We start from the raw sequence: 18,323 nt of genomic DNA, 5'->3' as shown, positions 1-18,323 counted from the left end.
GACCGAGGACCAAGTGGACGACCGGGATGCGACGCCCGGAACTCAACCCTGCCCTCGACGCGTCACCGCGCCCCGATCATGCCGCCCCGGCACACCCACGGCTCATCGGTGGATCGAGGCTAAAGGGGTGGCACGGCGAGGTCTCCGGCAACCAGCAGGATTGGTTCCATGCGGGTCGCGTCGAGCGAAACCCCCGCATCCTCGCTAATGCGAAGGCGAAGCGGCTCGCGAGCGTCCTCAAAGACATTGCGCGCTCAGCCAATGCGCCGCACGGAACGGTGCCGTTCGTGGCGGAGGCGGTCATCCTCCACGGTCGCGACTCACGCATCCGTCTTGACCAGTTCGGCGCAGAGTCGGTCTGGGCGCTCGATGGCGTCAACGTGCATGGCCTCGGTGCGGCGAAGAACTTCTCTGTGCTGCTGGCGCAAGCGCCCCGCGATCCGATCGACCGCCAGCGCGCAAACGCCATCGACGCGCTGATGAACGCGGCCGGCCTCATGCCCCGCGCCAAGCAGCGGATGATCGGCCAGTACGCGCTCGACTCCGGCGAGCCGCTTGGTGAGGGCCCCGGCTGGCAGGATTTCCTGGTCACGCATCCGCGGGCGAAGACAAAGCGGCGCATCCGACTCTTTCCCTATCCCAAGGGGGCGAGCCGGGATGTTCGGGCGGAGATCGACCGCCGAGCCGAGCGGGAGTTCCGCCTCACCGACGGCATCGTCCACCCGGGTGTCATCGGCCCTGCCGAACTCCTTACCCCCGAGGAGGGCCCCGCTCTCGTTTTCGCGTTCGACGCGGACGAGCTGAGCCTCGTCGACTATCTCGACACGCGTGCCGCTGACCTCACGTTCGAGGCGCGAGAGCGCATCGTGCAGCAGCTCGCCGAGCTGGTGCGCTTCGCGCACGGACAGCGACTTACTCATCGCGCGCTCTCGCCTATCAGCGTCCGCGTGAAGGTCAGCTCCGACGGCATCCCGAGCCTGCGCATCCGCGACTGGGATCTTGCGCGTCGCCCTGAGGCGGGAACGACGACCGCGACCGAGATTTCGCGGGGTGTGACGGATGTCTTCGCGCACGTCGAGCAGGACGCGGTGCTGTACCTGGCTCCGGAGACGCTGCGTGGCGCGACCCCCGACTCGGCGCAGTCGCTCGACGTTTACGGCGTCGGTGCCGTCGCCTACTTGATCCTGACGCAGAAGGCTCCCGCAGCGAATCTCGCAGCCCTGGAGTCGCTCATCGCCTCCGGTGCTCCCGGACTTGACCCGCGCGCCGTGCTCCCCGAAGTCTCCGATGCGGTCGCCAACGCGATTCTGAGCGCCACCGCGTTCCACGAGATGCTTCGCACGATCGACATCGGCGAGTTCCAGACGAGCTTCGAGCAGGCCCGCCGCAGTGAGCGGGATGAGGAGGCACCAGCACCAGTACAAGGCGACCCGCTTGATGCGGCAGTGGGCGACATCGTCGGGGACCGCTTCGAGATAGAGAAGCGACGCGGCTCGGGATCGACCGGCGTCGCGCTACAAGTCTCCGACTACGACAGCGGTCACGAGCACGTCATCCTGAAGCTTGCTAAGGACGACGCGGCGGCGGCGCGTCTCGCGATCGAGGCGGGCGTGCTCGACCGCCTCGATCACCCGCGCATCGTGAAGCGACTCGACGGTCCGCTTGCAGTCGGCACCCGCCAGGGGCTCCTCATGACGGATGCCGGGCTTGAGACGCTCTCCGACCGCATCCGGCTGGAGGGGAAGGCCACCATCGAGCAGCTCGAGCGATGGGCGTCCGACCTCTTCGAGGCGGCGCAGCACCTAGAAGAACGAGGTGTTTTCCACCGGGACATCAAGCCGTCGAACCTCGCGGTCAAGTCCGACCCGGGCACTCGTAAGCCCCGTCTCATCCTTTTCGACTTCTCGCTCGCGGAGGAGCCACTCGCGAACGTGCGCTCGGGTTCGCGCCCCTATCTCGACCCGTACCTGGGCTCGGGTGGGCGACCGCAGTACGACAGCGCGGCCGAGCGGTTCGCGATCGCGGTGACGCTGTTCGAGCTGGCGACCTCGTATCCGATCTGGTGGCCCTCTGGCGATGCCCCTGGGAGCGCCGCGGAGGCGACTGTCGTGGAAGCGTCGTCTTTCGACCCCGGCGTGGCGGAGGGGCTCGTCGCCTTCTTCCGCACGGCATTGGCTCCGACGGCCGCTGATCGACACGCATCACTCGACGCGATGCGCAAGGCGTGGATCGGTGCCCTTGCGGGCGCCGACACGCGCGAGGAGGAGGCGGAGGCGAATGACGCGAAGGCGGCCGCCGTCACGCTCGACACCCAGCTCACCGAGGCGGGCTTGAGCACCCGAGCCCTTTCTGCGCTGTCACGGGTGAAGGCGACCACCGTTGGTGAGCTGCTCGGTGTGCACCCGATGGAGATCAATCAGATTCGCGGTCGTGGTGAGCAGGTGAAACGTGAGATCGCGTCTCGAATCCGCGACTGGCGCGAACGACTCAGTCAGACCACGACCCAAATCGACGCGTCGGTCGTACCCGGGCGTCGCCCGGTCGAGTCGTACCTCGGCACGATCTCGCAGAAGCCGACCGAGTCGAGCGAGAACCGCTACAAGCGGATCAGGAAGAACGGCACGCTCAAGGCAGCGACGGAAGACGCGGCCCGCTGGGTGCGCGACCTCGGCGGTGTCGCGACGCTCGACGAAGTCACGACGAAGCTGCTGCGAGAGTACGGTTCGACGCTCGGCGATGATACGCGGCGACAGGCGGCCGGGGAGGTCGTTCGGGCGGTCCTCGAACTCGACAGCCGGTCGAGTGCGCCCCAGTTCGTCTTCCAGACCGTGCGTGATCGCTCCCGAACGGCCATTGCGTACGCGCCGGATGACGGTAGCGGGATGTCCTTCGATGATGCCGAGCTGTATCTCGAAGCCCTGCTGAGCCATGCCGACCTTGTCGATCAGCTTCTTGCCGAAGACGATGTCGTCCCGGCACCGCGGCTCCGGGAGACGCTGCTCGCCAGCGACGCACCGTCGCTGCGCCTTCCCGATGCGCGAGTCGCGCAGCTCGCGATCGGGCTGTCGGCGACGGGCAGGGTCTCGTCGATGGGGGAGGCTTACCGGGCGAGTCTCGACCCGGCGCGCGCGGTCGAGCTGGCGCTTCGGGGGGCGGCGACCCGTGAGCTTGCGGTCGTGACGATCGAGCAGCGCGTGCGCGCCCGGTTCCCCGACGTGCAAGCCGTCCCAGGTCGGCCCGCGCTCGACACCGCCGTCAGGGCCGCGATGCCGTACCTCGACTGGCGCGATGGCGAGGGCAAGTACAAGCTCCGCGACAGCGATCTCCAGTCCGTCACGTACACCAACACCTCTACGACCTGGGGCCGCTCGGCGGCCGACCCGGCGATCGCTTCACGACTCGCCAGCTGTGTCCGCGACAAAGGGTCGCTCGTTCTCGTTGTGTCACGGAAGCACGGTCTCGCGCCCACGGCGACACGGCTCGCACGAGAGCATGGCCTGAGGGTCGTCGACCTCGCCGACGTCGCGCTCGATGCGATCAAGGTCACCGCGGACGCGAAGGGAATCAAGTGGCCGATCGTGCTCCGTGCCGACGGGCAGCCCGAGGGCTCGCAGGATCGCAGGAACCTTCTCCAGCTCGCTCGCCTCGCGATCACCCCGGTGTGGGACGCATTGCTCGCGGCGCCCGATCCGGTGATCTTCCTCAACACCGCTGTGCTCGCCCGGCTTGGCCTCGTTGACCTCATTACGAGAGTGACCGATCTGGCGACCCCGCGCGCAGCGGCGCGCTGGTTTCTCCTCCCGCGGCCGCTCTCCGGCGGCACTCCCGACCTGGACGGCGTGCCGTTCCCGTTCGGCGCGGATGGCTGGCTCGAGCTCTCCCTCGACGCGTTCCCCTCCGAGGTCGAGCCTGTCGACACCACCACGAAGACTCCCGCACTTAAGAAGATCGGCCGCACGTGATCGACTCCCCACTCCTCCTTGCCGACCTCAAGCGCGAACTGAAGGCGCTTGAGTCGGATCTCCGCGCTCGTGCCGAGGACGCGAGCAACCCGTGGGGTAAGCGACTCCGTGACGAGTACGACGCGGCGATGCGCCGGGAGCGCACCGGCCTCGCCTGGATCGACTGGCGCGACGGCGAGGTGTCGCAGGCCGCGGTCGCCTGGATCATCGCGAGTGTGTTCATCCGCTTTGCGGAAGACAATGGCCTCCTCGCCGGTGCGCAGCGTGACGCACGCCCGGTCGCGCTGCCGTGGATCGCGGCCCCGGAGACGGGCTGGAGCGGGCAGTAGAGAGCGAGCAGGCGTTCTACGCGGCTTCTCCCACTGCCACCAGCCGTGACTGGCTGCAGGATGCGTTCCACACTCTCGCCGATTTGCCGGCAGGTCGACCGCTCGTCGACCCGGACCACTCGCCGGTGTGGCACGCTCCGATCTCCGCGGCCGCGTCGGACGCCCTGATCGCGTTCTTCCGCCGGACGACCCCTGGCGGCGAGTTGGTGCACGACTTCAGCGACCCCGACCTCGGCACTCGCTTCCTCGGTGACCTCTATCAGGATCTCTCCGGCTACGCGAAGAAGACCTACGCGCTGCTGCAAACCCCGGTCTTCGTGGAGGAGTTCATCCTCGGCCAGACCCTGACCCCTGCGATCGCCGAGTTCGGCCTGACGGGCCTGAAACTCATCGACCCGGCGTGCGGCTCCGGTCACTTTCTGCTCGGCGCGTTCGACCGGCTCACGGCGGCGTGGGCGGAGACCGCACCCGGTGTGGAGAAGGGCGAGCGTGTGCAGCGCGCCCTCGATTCGATCCACGGCGTCGACCTCAACCCCTTCGCGATCGCGATCGCACGCTTCCGTCTCACCGTGGCCGCGATCAAAGCGGCGGGTATCCGCACACTGACCGCCGCTCCCGCGTTCCGCTACCACCTCGCGATCGGCGACTCGCTGCTCGGGAGCGTGAACCCGTCGGCCACGCTTGACCTGGGCGACGGCGAGTACTTCGAGTACGACACCGAGGACCTGCGCGAGTACGCGGGCATCCTCGCCGGAGACCAATACCACGTTGTCGTGGCGAACCCCCCGTACATCCAGCCGCCGGACGCGAAGCTTCGCGACCAGTACCGGGCGCTGTACTCGACCTGCCACGGAAAGTACGCGCTGTCGGTGCCGTTCATGGAACTGCTGTTCCGCCTCGCGAAGCGGGGCAACGGAGGCGGCGCAGGCTACGTGGGGCAGATCACGTCGAACTCGTTCATGAAGCGAGAGTTCGGCAAGAAGCTCATCGAGCAGTTCCTGTCCGGCACGTTCACCGGCATGTCGCCGGAGTACGTCGACCTCAGCCACATCATCGACACCTCCGGTGCGTATATCCCTGGCCACGGCACCCCGACCGTCGTTCTCATCGGGCGGCCGCGAAAACCACACCTCGATTCGGTTCGGGCAGTGCTCGGTGTGCGGGGCGAACCCGGTCAACCGGCTGTTCCCGCCGACGGTGCCGTCTGGCGGGACATCGTCGAGCATCTCGATCGCCCCGGCTACGAGGGCCCATTCGTCTCAGTTGCAGACATGTCACGTGTGACCTACGCCGTGTTCCCGTGGTCGCTCTCGGGCGGCGGGGCGGCAGGTCTGAAGGAGTCCATTGAGCGCCGTAGCAGCGTGACACTCGGGCACGTCGCCGAGAACATCGGCTTCGTAGCGATAACGGGGTTGGACGATTTTCACGTCCGTGATTCTCCGACCGGATCAATGCGCTGGGAGTCCATCCCGGCGCGTCCATATGTAGAAGGGCAGGGGGTTCGCGACTGGGGTGTGCAGGATTCTCGACTGGTGCTGAACCCTTACCTCGTTCCGGATTCAAAGCGGAACTCGGCAAGCTATTGGCCGTATCGTAGCTCGCTTGACGCGGTGATCTATTTTGGGCAGACTCCGACCGAGCGGGGACAGTGGTGGGGTGAGTATGCCTTTGTTCATCACCCGCGGCTCAACTCGGATCGTCTCATCACGTTCGCCTTCGTTGCAACGCACAATCATTTCGTTCTCACACGGGAGCCAGGAGTCTTCAATAAGTCCGCGCCCGTGATCAAGCTGCCGGGGGAGCGACCGAGGACGACCACTACGACCTGCTCGGTGTGCTCAACTCCTCTGTCGCCTGCTTCTGGCTCAAGCAGGTCAGCCACAACAAGGGCGGCCCCGGCGGAGGCAGTAGCAAGGACGAGAAGTGGCGCGACTTCTATGAGTTCACAGCCACGAAACTCCATGAGTTTCCTCTTACACCCACCTCGTTGAAGAAGTACGCAGCTCGACTTGACGAACTGGCTCAGGAAAGTGCGAGCTTGTTGCCGAGCGCGTTCGAAGCGTCAGAGCGCCTCGCAGGTGCCTTGAGAAGTGCAGGTGAGCGCTGGTGGAACATACGCGCGCTGATGATCGCGCTTCAGGAAGAACTCGATTGGGCGGCTTACCACGCGTACGGGCTTACTGAGCTTGAGGCACTATCTGCCGATCAGGTTCAGCAGGTGTTGTTGGTCGGCGAACGACCCGTAGAGATCGGGCTCGCCAGACGAGTGGCTGCCGGTGAGCTCGTAACTCGCTGGTTCGATGAGTTTGCCAGCGTGACCACGGATGCCGTGCCTGAGTTCGCGGACGTTGACTACGCGAAACTTGTAGAGCGTCGTCTCGCTGAAATCGACGCGAACTCATCCGTCCGCCTGCTCGAAACACCGGACTTCAAGCGGAAGTGGGAGACCCAAGGCTGGGATCAACTTGTCGCCGATGCCGTAAGGATCGCACTTCTCGACCGTCTCGAAGCACCCGAACTGTGGCATGACGGCTCTGGTCGCCCGGTGGTGCGCTCCGGCGCGCAGGTTGCGGATGAGCTGCGGCGCGACGAGCGGTTCCGTGAGCTGATGGTCATCCACACCGGTTCGCAGGACTACGACCTCACCGCTGAGGTCGGCAAGCTCCTCGCGGGTGAGGCCGTTCCGGGGCTCGCGGCGCTCAGGTACAAGCCATCCGGCATCGAGAAGTTCCGGATATGGGAGCGCACGTGGGAGTTGCAGCGAGCCGAGGACCGCGGCGAACGTGTCGACGTGCCGGTGCCGCCCAAGTACGCGCCCGCAGATTTTCTCAGGACGTCGTACTGGTCGGCGCGCGGCAAGCTGGACGTCCCGAAGGAGCGGTTCATCTCATTCCCCGGCAGCAAGCTCGTCGACGACGCAACCGAGCTGTATGGGTGGGCCGGGTGGGATCACGGCGAGCGCGGGCAGGCGATCGCCCGACTTGCGAACGACCTGTCGCGTGCCGGGGCACCCGACGAGCAGGTCATCCCGCTCGTCGGTGCGCTCATCGAGATCGAGCCGTGGCTGAAGCAGTGGCACGATGAGTTGGACGCCCGCACCGGCGTCAGCCCCGCCACAGCAGTCGCGGGTATCACCACCACGCTGCTCGGCCGACTCGCCCTCGGCAGAGATGCCGTCGCCGCCTGGCGGCCAGCGGCTCCCGCGCGCGGGAGGAGGAGCGCATCATGACCGAGTACACCCTGAACTCGCCCCTGCGCGACCTCATCCACCTGCCCGAGCGGGTCGAGGCCGCCGACTTCGTCATCAAGCTCGACGAAGGTGTCGCCCGGCACGAGCAGACCATCAAGGACTACGTCGTCACCGACGCGATCGCGGGCGCGATCGGCGATGGGCTCGACCTCGTCGCGAGCGCGCTGCGCGGGCAGTCCTCCCGCGGCGCATTCCTCGATGGCTCGTTCGGTTCCGGCAAGTCGCACTACATGGCGGTGCTCCACCTGCTGCTCTCGGGCAGCATCCCCGCCCGGCAAATCCCTGGCCTCGCGCCTATCGTCGCCGCCCGGCAGGACACGCTGGAGCGGAATCTCCTCGTGCTCGACTACAACCTGCTCGGGGCGCGCTCCTTCGAGGACGCGATCTTCGGCGGATACCTCGACACCGTGGCCCGCAGGCACCCTGACGCCCCTCCGCCGGTGCTCCACGCGAGTGACTCGCTGATCGCCGACGCGCGAGGGTTGCGCTCACGCATGGGCGATGAGCCCTTCTTCGAGGGCCTCGGCAGCGGTGACTCCGGCTGGGGCGACCTCGGCGGAGCATGGGATGCGGCGAGCTTCGACGCCGCCGCGTCGGAAGCACCCGGACATGCGGATCGGGATCGGCTCGTCGGCGACCTCGTGGCCGCCTATTTTGGCGGCTACGGACGCTCCGGTGAGTGGCTGCCCATGAAGGAAGGCTTGCAGTCGCTGACTGCGCACGCGAAGTCGATCGGCTATCAGGGGCTTGTCTTCCTCATCGATGAGATCGTACTCTGGCTCGGCCAGCACCTCGCCGACCAGGCATGGGTGCAGGGTGAGATCGAGAAGGTCGTGCAGCTCGCCGAGAATGCGGCCGCGAACCTCCCGATCCCGATCGCCTCGTTCCTCGCCCGGCAGCGCGACCTGCGCGACTTCCTCGGCTCGCATGTCGCGGGCGCGCAGCGGGTCGCCCAGGGGCAGCTCTTCCAGTACTGGGAGGATCGCTTCTCGAAGATCCGACTTCAGGCCGCCGACCTGCCGAAGATCGTCAAACAACGACTCCTCCAGCCGGTTTCACCCGCCGCCGCTGCGACGCTCAGCCAGGCGCTCACCGAGGTCAAGCGCGACTATGCGGCGTGGGGTTACCTGCTCAGCGATGACGCGAACTCCGACGAGCGGGCCTTCGCTGATGTCTACCCTTTCAGCCCTGCACTCGTCGACACGATGGTCGCCCTCTCCAGCCTGATGCAGCGCGAGCGCACCGCGCTCAAGCTCATGGCCGAGTTGCTCAGCCGTGGCCGCGACAGCTTGCTCGTGCGGGACGTCATCCCCGTCGGCGACCTCTACGCTCCTGTGGTGCTCGGCGGCTCGCAGCCGCTCACCGAAGAGATGAAGCAGCACTTCGCGATCTCCGCCCGCTTCTACCGGACGAAGATGTTGCTCTACCTGCTCCGCAAGCACGGGCTCGCCGAGAGCGACATCGCCGGGCTTCCTCGCGGCCACGCGTTCGTCACCGAAGACCGGCTGGCGAAGACCGTGCTGATCGCCGCGCTCGCGCCCGAGGCGAAGTCATTGGAAAACCTCACCGCAGCGAAGCTCGCGGCCCTGAATTGGGGCACCATCGACGCCTTTATCCCCGGCACCGAGGCGGAGCAGGTGCTTAGCCTCGTGCGGGGTTGGGCGGGCGAGTTCGGCGAAATCCATATCGGCGACGGGGCCGACCCGATCATCACCGCAACCCTCAGCGGCGTCGACTACGACTCGATCCTCGACCGAGTCCGCACCGAAGACAACCAGCAGACCCGTCGGGAACTCATCCGCAAGCTCATCGCCGAAGAGCTCCAGCTTCCGCCCGACAATCTCGTCGGACGCCAACTGCCGCACGTCTGGCGTGGCCACAAGCGCACGGTCACGGTGAAGTTCGGCAACGTCCGCGATGAGGCCGAAGTGCTCGAAAGCGACCTCATCCACGGTGACAGCGAGTGGCACGCCGTCATCGACTTCCCTTACGACAGCGGGACCCACTCACCGGCCGACGATGTCGCACGGCTCCGGAAGCTCCGCGAAGGCGGACGCTCGGCGAACACCATCGCGTGGATTCCGAACTTCCTCTCCGACGCGCGCCAAGGCGACCTCGGCAAGCTTGTGCTGCTCGAGTATCTGCTCACCGGCAGTCGCTTCGACCAGAACGCCGACCACCTAGCCCAGGCTGATCGTGGGCCCGCTCGCCAGACACTTGAATCCCAGCGGCGCACGCTGCGAGAGGTGCTGGCCGTGGCGCTCCGGCAGGCCTACGGCGTCAACGCTCCCGACGAGGCGAATGTCGGCAGCGATCTTGGCGGGAACGAGATCTACTCCGCGCTGATACCTGGGCTCACGATCGCGCCGCCCCCGACCGGCACCCTGCTCACCGGTCTGCGGCATGCGCTGGAGACGGCGTGGAAGCATGAGTTCCCGGAGCACCCCGACCTCGGCAGTGATGAGGTCACGGATCGCCGACTCGGCGAGGCGCTCGCGCTCGTCACCTCGACGGTTGAGGCGGGTGGCCGCCGGCAGGGACTCGCCGCCGTGGAGCAGCGACTCGCGCAAGACATCATCGTGCCCCTCGGGCTCGGAGCACGAAACGAGAACGTGCTCGTCGTCGACGCCGCGAACTTCAGATGGGGCGCCAACCTCGCTCGTTGGGAGGGCGAGCTCGGCACGGCGATCACCGTCGGGGGGCTGCGTGCAAAGCTCGCCCCCTGGGGCCTGACGAGGGGGATGCAAGACGCGATCCTCATCACTTGGGCGCTGCTCGGCAACTACGAGTTCACGGGCGCGGGCACGCCCGCGATCGGCACGCTGCCGGACGGGTCGACTCCACGGAAGGCGAACCTGCCGAGTGAGGCGGACTGGAGCCTCGCTGCGGAGCGGGCCGGGTCGGTCTTCGGCGTCGCGCGTGAGGTGAACCTCACTCCGCGCGCCGTCTCGCGGTTCGCTGGGGTCATCCGCACGCAGCTCGCGGGGAGCCAGATCGGCGCTCTGGTCGGCCAGCTTGAGGCGCATGCCGACATGCTCGGCATCGACAAGACCGGCGCGACCGGCCGTCTCGCCACCTCCCGTCGTGTCGTGGAACTCGTCAAATCACTGTCATCTGCGAGTGGCGACAAGTCACTGATCGAGACACTCGCCACCTTCGACCTTCCCGCCGAACTCACCGCCTTCGGGAGTGCGCACGGGTCAGCCGAGCGACTCTCCCGTGAGCTGGCCGGCCTCGACTGGGGGATCATCGGGCGGCGCAGTCGCGCGGCGATGCTGGGTTCGAGGCGGCACTCGGATTGTTGCGTGAGGCCGCCAACGTCGACGAGTCGGTCGTGCCGCTTGAGCCCCGCCTCCGTGATGTCGCGGCGAAGGCGCGCGCGCTCGTGGTTCAAGCACCCGTTCCGCGACCGACACCGACTCCACCCGGGGGTCAGCAGCACCGACGCACCGCCTCCGTCGCGGAACTCGGCGGCGTGCTCGAGGAACTGCGTGCTGAGATCGAACAGGAAGCCGGCTCGGACGGCAGTGTCACAATCACGTGGCAGGTCGAGTGATCATGACCGCCCCGATCGCCACCGAGACCGCCCTGCGCGAGCACCTTGCCGCGTGGCTCGGGGGCACGCGCCGACGCTCGCGCACGATCCTCGTGCGCGCCCAGCCCACCTGGTCGGGCGCCCCGGTACTGGAGTTCGGGGACGCAAGAGTGCGGGTCGTGGAGGGCATTTCGGGGCTCGCGGCACTCGACGCGATGCGTTCGGCAGGCGAGGGGGAGTTCGTCGCGGTGCTCACCGCCCTCACGGAGGCTGAGCTGGGAACAGCCGTCGTGCTCGACGCCGAGAAGCAGAAGGTCACCGACCTCGATGAGTGGAACATCGTGCCCGCCCTCTTCGGAGTGCGGGATGCCGCAGCTCGTCCCGTGCGCGACCTTGGCCCGTGGGTTCCGCGCCTCTTGACCTCCCTGCGGCGCGACCGTGGGTACGCCCCGGCTCCGGGCGGGGTGCTCTCCGCCGACCACGTTGTGCGATCGATCCTCGTCGCGCTGCTCGGGCTCGACCGGCTCGACGCTCTCGAATCTTCGACCGCGCTCGCGCCACTCGATGACCTGGGCGTACGAGTACGGCTGACAGACCTCGACGAGGACGCCCGCGCCGGTTTGATCCGGGCTGTTGCGGCGCATGTCGATCCGCACCTCGCGATGGCGCTCCGCGCCGCCAGTGCGCCGGGACGAATCTCGGCGATCGCCGTTGGGCTCGTGGTAGGGGAGCTGTGGGCTGCCGGTTCGGTTGCCCCCGATGCGACGGTCGCTGCTGCGCGGGTGCGCGCGGAGCAGCACGTCGGCACCGCGCCGAGCGCCGCGGCCGCGCAGCGCTATGGCGCGTCGGCGAAGCTCATCACACAGCGCTGGCTTGCGGATGGTGATCCGCACGCCCGCGAGGTGCTCGAACAGGCCGAAGCGCTCTGCGGCGACCTCGGCTGGGGGGAGGGCGCCGCGTCGTCCGACTTCCTGCCTGCGGGCCTTCGTGCGCGAGTGGCCGAGTTCGCCACGGCGATCGAGGCGGCAGCGGCTGCGCCCGGCGCGCGAGCCTCCCTTGCCGTGGACGCAGCGCTTGCCGCCATCGAAGCGCACGGGGCTCGCGCCACATTCGCGCGTTCACATGACACCGCGCGGATGGCCGCGCGGCTCGTGCGCTGGCTTGGTGAGGTCACCACGCCCACAGCCGGGCTGAACGCGGCGATCCTCGCCTATGCGGCGGATGGCGCGTGGGCGGAGCGCGCCCTTGGTGACATCTGGGACGGCGACACTGATCGTGGCCTCGCGCACGCGTACCGAGCGCTTGCGCACGCAGTGCAGCATGTGCGCCGCGAGCAAGATGCTGCCGCCGCCCAGGTGCTCACAGGGGCGCTTGCGGCGGACGGCGCGGTGCTGCCCGTCGAGTCGCTTCTGTCGCAGCTCGTCGTGCCGCTTGTCGTGCGCGACCGCGTCCTCATCATCGTGCTCGACGGGATGAGCGCACCGACGGCCGTGGAACTCGCCGTCGAGGTTCCCGCGCGGGGCTGGATCGAACTCGTCCGTGAGTCGACGCTCCGGCGGAGTACAGCATTCGCTGTCCTCCCCACCATCACCGAGTACTCGCGTACATCGCTCTTCGCTGGTGAGCTGCTTGCGGGCAACCAGCAGACCGAGAAGGCGCGGTTCGCCGCGGCGGCCGGGGGGATCGTCTTTCATAAGGATGACCTTCGCGCCCAAGCTGGGCATGCGCTCCCGCCTGCAGTCACCGATGCGATCGCTGACGCCGGGCGGAAACTTGTCGGTGTCGTCTTGAACACGATCGACGACGCCCTTGCCAGTGCCGACGTCGACGCGCTCCGCTGGACGCTGCACTCGGTCGCCCACCTCGAAGCGATCCTCGCGGCCGCACACGATGCGGGGCGAATCGTTATCCTCACCTCCGACCACGGGCACATCGTCGAACGCGGAAGCGATCTGCGCAGCGTGCCTCAATCGTCGGCACGATGGCGCGACCCCTCGACCGGCCCGGCATCTGCCGATGAGATCCTCGTCACCGGCCCCAGGGTGCTCGCACCCGGCGGGAGTGCTGTGCTTGCGGTATCCGATGGCCTCCGCTACGCCTCGAAGAAGGCCGGATACCACGGCGGCGCATCGCTCGCCGAACTCACGATCCCGATCGTTGTGCTCAAGCCGCGCGGCGCGCATGACCCATTGGGATGGGTCGAAGCGCCACCGCAGGAGCCAACATGGTGGAACGAACCCGCCAGACCCGTGGCGGAGGCAGCCTCCTCTCCACCCAAGGTGGTGAAGCCGAGGGCGCCGAAGGTTCCCGCGGGCTCCACTTTGTTCGACTTCGAGCCCGAAGCTGCCGCGACCCCCGTGCCGCAAGATGGGAGTCTCGCCGAGCGACTGATCGACAGCGCGACATACAAGGCGCGACGAGGCATCGCTGGCCGCCACCCCGTCGATGATGCCCTCGCGACGACCATCGTGGCAACACTTGTCGGCGGTGGCGGACGTGCCCACCGTGACACCCTCGCTGTCAACGCGGGGATTCCGTCCGCGACAATGTCGGGCCTTCTTGCCGCGCTCCGACGAGTGCTCAATATCGACGGGTACCCGGTCATCGACATCGATGCGGACGGCGTCACTGTGATCCTCGACGTTGTGCTGCTCCGCGAGCAGTTTGAGCTGGGGAGCGGTTCGTGACAGTCATCAGCCCACGCAGACGTCGAGAGATCATTGACGCGCTCCGGCGCGGAACCGTCCCGCAGCGCGGCCTCGACGTCATGGCCGTCGGGCTCGACCGCTTCCAGCTCGCGCTGAACGACGAACTTGACGTCGCCGCCGATGGCGGAGCCGTCTTCAAAGCAGTGCGCGGCGAGTACGGCGCTGGCAAGACCTTCTTCGCCCGCTGGCTTACCGAGACGGCGAAGCAGCGCGGCTTCGCCACCGCCGAGGTGCAAATCTCGGAGACCGAGACCCCACTGCATCGGCTGGAGACCATCTACCGGCGGATCACCGAGAATCTCGCCACCGAGGCAACAGGCCCGAGCGCCTTCCGCGAAGTCATCGATGGCTGGTTGCGTGTCCTCGAAGAGGACGCCATCGCCGCCGGTGCTGACGCCGCGGATCGCGGCGAGGTGGCTCGTCGCGCCGAGACCCTGCTCGAGCAGCGACTCGCAACGGTGTCACGCACCGCCCCCGCCTTCGCCGCCGCCCTTCGCGGCTACCACGAGGCGACCACCACCGGAAACATCGAGACGGCCGACGGACTCGCCGCCTGGCTCGGAGGGCAGCCGCACGTCGCGGCATCCGTGCGCCGGGTCGCCGGGGTTCGCGGCGACCTTGACCACTTCGGAGCACTCGGGTTCCTCCAAGGACTCCTTGCGGTGCTCCGTGACTCCGACTACCGCGGGCTGGTGCTCGTCCTCGACGAGGTCGAAACGCTCCAGCGCGTCCGCAGCGATGTACGAGAGAAGTCGCTCAATGCGTTGCGGCAACTCCTCGATGAGATCGACGCCGGACGATTCCCCGGGCTCTACGTGCTCATCACTGGCACACCTGCGTTCTACGACGGCACCCAGGGAGTGCAGCGACTCCCGCCGCTCGCCGCCCGCATCGGCGTCGACTTCAGCGGTGATCCGCGCTGGGACAACCCGAGAGCACCGCAGGTCAGACTCCTGGGATTCCAGCGGGACAGCCTGCAAGAACTCGGGCAGCGTGTTCGCGACATCTACGCCGCCGGGAGCCCGCAGGCAGACCGTATTGCCGCACTCGTCACCGACGGGTATCTCGGAGGACTCGCCGACACAGTCGCAGGCAGACTCGGCGGGAAGGTCGGCATCGCACCACGCCTGTATCTCCGGAAGCTCGTCGACATCCTCGACAAGATCGAGCAGTTCCCCGAGTACATGCCCGCCGAGACATCCGCCATCGTGGTCGCAGAGGCAGAACTCAACGCCGACGAGCGCGCGGCGATCGGCGGTCTCGACGCGATCCAGATAGATGTCTAGCAGCACCGAGCTTGCTGGCGCGCTCGAATATCACGTCGCGAACTCCCTCGGCTGGCAGGATCTGCGCCCGCTTCAGCGCGCCTCGATCGAACCGGTGCGCTCTGGCGCTGACTGCCTCCTCATCGCCCCGACCGCAGGAGGGAAGACCGAAGCGGCATCGTTCCCGGTGCTGTCTCGCATGATCGACGAAGGCTGGCATGGCCTGAGCGTCATCTACGTTGCTCCGCTGAAGGCACTCCTGAACAACCTGCTGCCGCGCCTTGACCAGTACACCGCCTGGCTTGGCCGTCGAGTCGCGCTCTGGCACGGCGACATCGGAGACAGTGCACGGCGTGCGATCCTGAGTGAACCGCCGGACATTCTGCTCACCACGCCGGAGTCGCTCGAAGCGGTGCTCGTGTCCCGTCGAGTCGACCACCGCCTGCTCTTCAGAGACCTGCACGTCGTCATCGCCGACGAGATCCACTCCTTCGCTGCGGGGGATCGCGGCTGGCACCTCGTCGCCGTACTCGAACGCATCCAGCGACTCGCCGAGCACCGTATCCAGCGCATCGGGCTGTCGGCGACTCTCGGCAACCCCGAGGATGTGCTCACCTGGTACCAGGGATCAAACGTTGCGGCGGGGGTGGGAGGGCGTGTCATCTCAGCAGGCGATCCGCCTGCTGCTCCCGACCTCGCGCTCGACTATGTCGGTTCGGTGGAGAATGCTGCCGTCGTCATTGCAGCCTTGCACGCGGGAGAGAAGCGGCTCGTGTTCTGCGAGTCCCGTGCGCAGGCGGAGCAACTCACCTTCGGGCTGCGCGATCAAGGCGTCACAACGTTCATCTCGCACTCGTCACTATCACTGGACGAACGGCGGCAGAGCGAGACGGCGTTCGCCGAAGCTCGCGACTGCGTCATCGTGTCGACCTCGACCCTCGAACTTGGCATCGACATCGGCGACCTCGATCGCATGATTCAACTCGACTCGCCGCGCTCGGTCGGGTCGTTCCTGCAGCGACTCGGCCGCACAGGGCGGCGGGCAGGGGCCTCCAGGAATGCTCTCTTCTTGGCGACGGAGCATGAGACGTTCCTTCGTGCCGCAGGATTGCTTCACCTCTGGGGGCAGGGCTTCGTCGAGCCTGTCACGCCGCCGCCAGCGCCCAGGCACATCGCCGCTCAACAGTTCCTCGCGCTCGCTCTTCAGGAAGGGCGATTCGCGCGGGCACGCTGGCAGGAATGGTGGGCTGGAAGCCCCGTCATGGCAGACGGGGCCGAGGTGCTGGAATACCTGGCCTCCTCTGGGTACCTCGCTGAGGACGGGGGATGGCTCTTCATCGGCCCTTCCGCCGAGCGCGATTTCGGTGGACGGAACTTCCTGGAGTTGCTGAGTACCTTCATTGCTGACTTGGAGTTGACCGTGCTCCACGGCAGAAAGGAGATTGGCGGCGTTTCACCCATCTCGCTCAACGCCGCTGTCATCCGTGGCGAGAAGCCGCTGCTGCTCGCCGGCCACGCCTGGAAGGTTGTCGCCGTCGACTGGCAACGGCACCGCGTCGACGTCGAGCCCGAGGCTGATCGGGGCAAGGTGCGGTGGTCATCCGAGCCCCTGCCGGAGTCGTTCGAGATGGTGCGCGCGCGACGAGAAGTGCTTCTCGGTGAAGATCCGCCGGCGTCGATGTCGCAGCGCGCGGTCGATGCGCTCGGCACCATTCGCGGGGTCTGGAGCGAGCGCGTCGATCCGGCGGGTCTTGTGCTTGCTCGCGGCGAAAAGGATGTCGTGCTGTGGAGCATGGCGGGCTTGCGTGCGCACGAGACCCTTGCAGCCGCGCTGCCCAATGAGTTCGAGGCGAGGTCGACGAACGAGTCGATGCGCTTCGCTCCAGCCTTTGATCTTGCGGAATTTCGGGGATCCGCGCTAGGTGAGGCCCTGCCGTTCATCGCACCGGACGCGGTGTCGGGGCTGAAATTCTCGGCGGCTCTCCCGGCCGACCTCGCCCGAGCGACTCTCGCGGAACGGTTCGTTGACAGGGCCAACGCGTCGGAGGTAGTTGGTGGGCCGATAGCTTTCGCCAACGTCCCGGACTCAGCTTCATGAGCTGGTCAATCCCCAAATACCTGGGGGAGGCCGCTCGTGACGCCTTCGCGAACTAGTGCCATGCGGCGACCGTCGCGCCCCCGAAGCAGGCCTTCCGTTCCGTCCGCTGCGACGTAGTCGGGATCGAGCGCGTAGCGGAAGCTTCCGAAGCTTGACTGCATCGGTGCGCTGTCATTCGGATAAGGATCGATGACGATGAGCTTTCGCTCGCCGCCGCCTGCGACCCACCGTCGCATCGCTAGGTCGACATGGGGGTCGCGGAACGAATAGCCCACGACGACGAGAACGTCAGCTGCGGCGAGGATGTCTTCGAATGCTGCGAATAGAGCCGGCCAGGGTCCATCCGGGCGCAACTTGTTGCCACCGCCGAACACGAGATTCGCGTCGATCCGTCCGTTCGGTGCGGCGGCTGCGGGATCGTCAACCTCATAGAGGCCGACGCGCGGAATCTGCCAGGTAGGCGTAACGACGCGGGACGCTCGCCAATTGACTGAACCGTGGAGCTTGAGCAGCGGGAGGTGGCCTGCGGGGAACGACCACCGCGATCCCGCATCCCATTGTTCGGCACCTGTGCTGAGCGGGATGCCGTGCACCCGAGCGGAAGTTTCGAGGATGGTGTCGTAGTTGAGCGTGACGATCCCGGCCACCCCCGCACGTAGAAGGGAGGAGAAGTGATCGGTGCTGGCAGACGCGGATCGCTCCCGGATAATGCCGTACGCAGCCGACGCGATCGTGCTCGTGATGAATCGAGCGTCTCGTGCAAACTCTCTTCGGCCAACTTCGGATTCGTCATACGGGCCGAGACGGCGGAACCCTTCGATCCAGTGTCGGGTTGGGTCGCTCTCCTGGTAGCCCAGGGTCTCGACTGCTTGGTACAGATACTCAATGTCATCGCCGAGTAACCTCGCCTCGGGGCTGATCGCGCGCCAGAGTTGATGCGAGGGTAGGTCGGCGGTGTAGGTCTCGTCGAGGTACTCGATGACAAGGGGTGTCAGGGCTCTCGACATGGGAACGAATGGCTGGGATGCGCCAGCGCCCAGCAGGACAACGGTTCGCCCTGTCGAGCCCTCGATCCATTCATGCACGTCGTCCTGTCTAGCAGAGGCGATCAGTACGAATTGCTCACTCGGCCGTGTACACGTCTTGCACATCCAGGCCGACCCCGCGCGGGAGCGG

At 67.0% G+C, this 18,323-nt stretch carries 6 protein-coding genes and 1 pseudogene; 6 read left to right on the top strand and 1 reads right to left on the bottom strand.

Annotated features, from left to right (window positions below; translation table 11 throughout):
* The first annotated feature begins 26 nt into the window (after nt 1-26).
* The 6 genes and pseudogenes from IT882_RS07995 (at nt 27) to IT882_RS07965 (ending at nt 17,147) form a co-directional block, all read left to right on the top strand.
* Entirely contained in the window at nt 27-3,962 is a 3,936-nt protein-coding gene (locus IT882_RS07995; protein WP_195691472.1) for a protein kinase domain-containing protein, read from the top strand.
* Nucleotides 3,959-4,291 (top strand): hypothetical protein, encoded by a 333-nt coding sequence (locus IT882_RS07990; RefSeq protein ID WP_195691471.1) that lies wholly within the window; start codon nt 3,959-3,961, stop codon nt 4,289-4,291. Before IT882_RS07995 ends, IT882_RS07990 begins: the two co-directional genes overlap by 4 nt.
* Nucleotides 4,252-7,520 (top strand): annotated as a pseudogene (gene pglX, locus IT882_RS17350) (BREX-2 system adenine-specific DNA-methyltransferase PglX). Before IT882_RS07990 ends, pglX begins: the two are co-directional and overlap by 40 nt.
* Nucleotides 7,521-11,099: 3,579 nt before the next feature.
* Nucleotides 11,100-13,763 carry a BREX-2 system phosphatase PglZ gene (pglZ, locus tag IT882_RS07975; protein ID WP_195691469.1) on the top strand — a complete coding sequence of 888 codons (2,664 nt, stop codon included), beginning with the start codon at nt 11,100-11,102 and terminating at the stop codon, nt 13,761-13,763.
* A complete protein-coding gene (brxD, locus tag IT882_RS07970; protein ID WP_195691468.1) occupies nt 13,760-15,070 on the top strand; it encodes a BREX system ATP-binding protein BrxD in 1,311 nt (436 codons plus the stop codon). The genes pglZ and brxD overlap by 4 nt, the downstream gene beginning before the upstream one ends.
* Complete coding sequence (locus tag IT882_RS07965; protein WP_195691467.1) at nt 15,063-17,147, top strand: DEAD/DEAH box helicase; 2,085 nt, start codon at nt 15,063-15,065, stop codon at nt 17,145-17,147. Before brxD ends, IT882_RS07965 begins: the two co-directional genes overlap by 8 nt.
* Before the next feature lie 5 nt (nt 17,148-17,152).
* On the opposite strand, the gene IT882_RS07960 is transcribed toward IT882_RS07965, so the two are convergent.
* Complete coding sequence (locus IT882_RS07960; RefSeq protein WP_195691466.1) at nt 17,153-18,232, bottom strand: SIR2 family protein; 1,080 nt, start codon at nt 18,230-18,232, stop codon at nt 17,153-17,155.
* Between the last annotated feature and the right edge of the window lie 91 nt (nt 18,233-18,323).

Source organism: Microbacterium schleiferi (assembly GCF_015565955.1).
In the GTDB taxonomy this organism is placed as follows: domain Bacteria; phylum Actinomycetota; class Actinomycetes; order Actinomycetales; family Microbacteriaceae; genus Microbacterium; species Microbacterium schleiferi_A.
The sequence above is the reverse complement of the archived record's forward strand: the minus strand, read 5'-3'. Positions and strand labels throughout refer to the sequence as shown.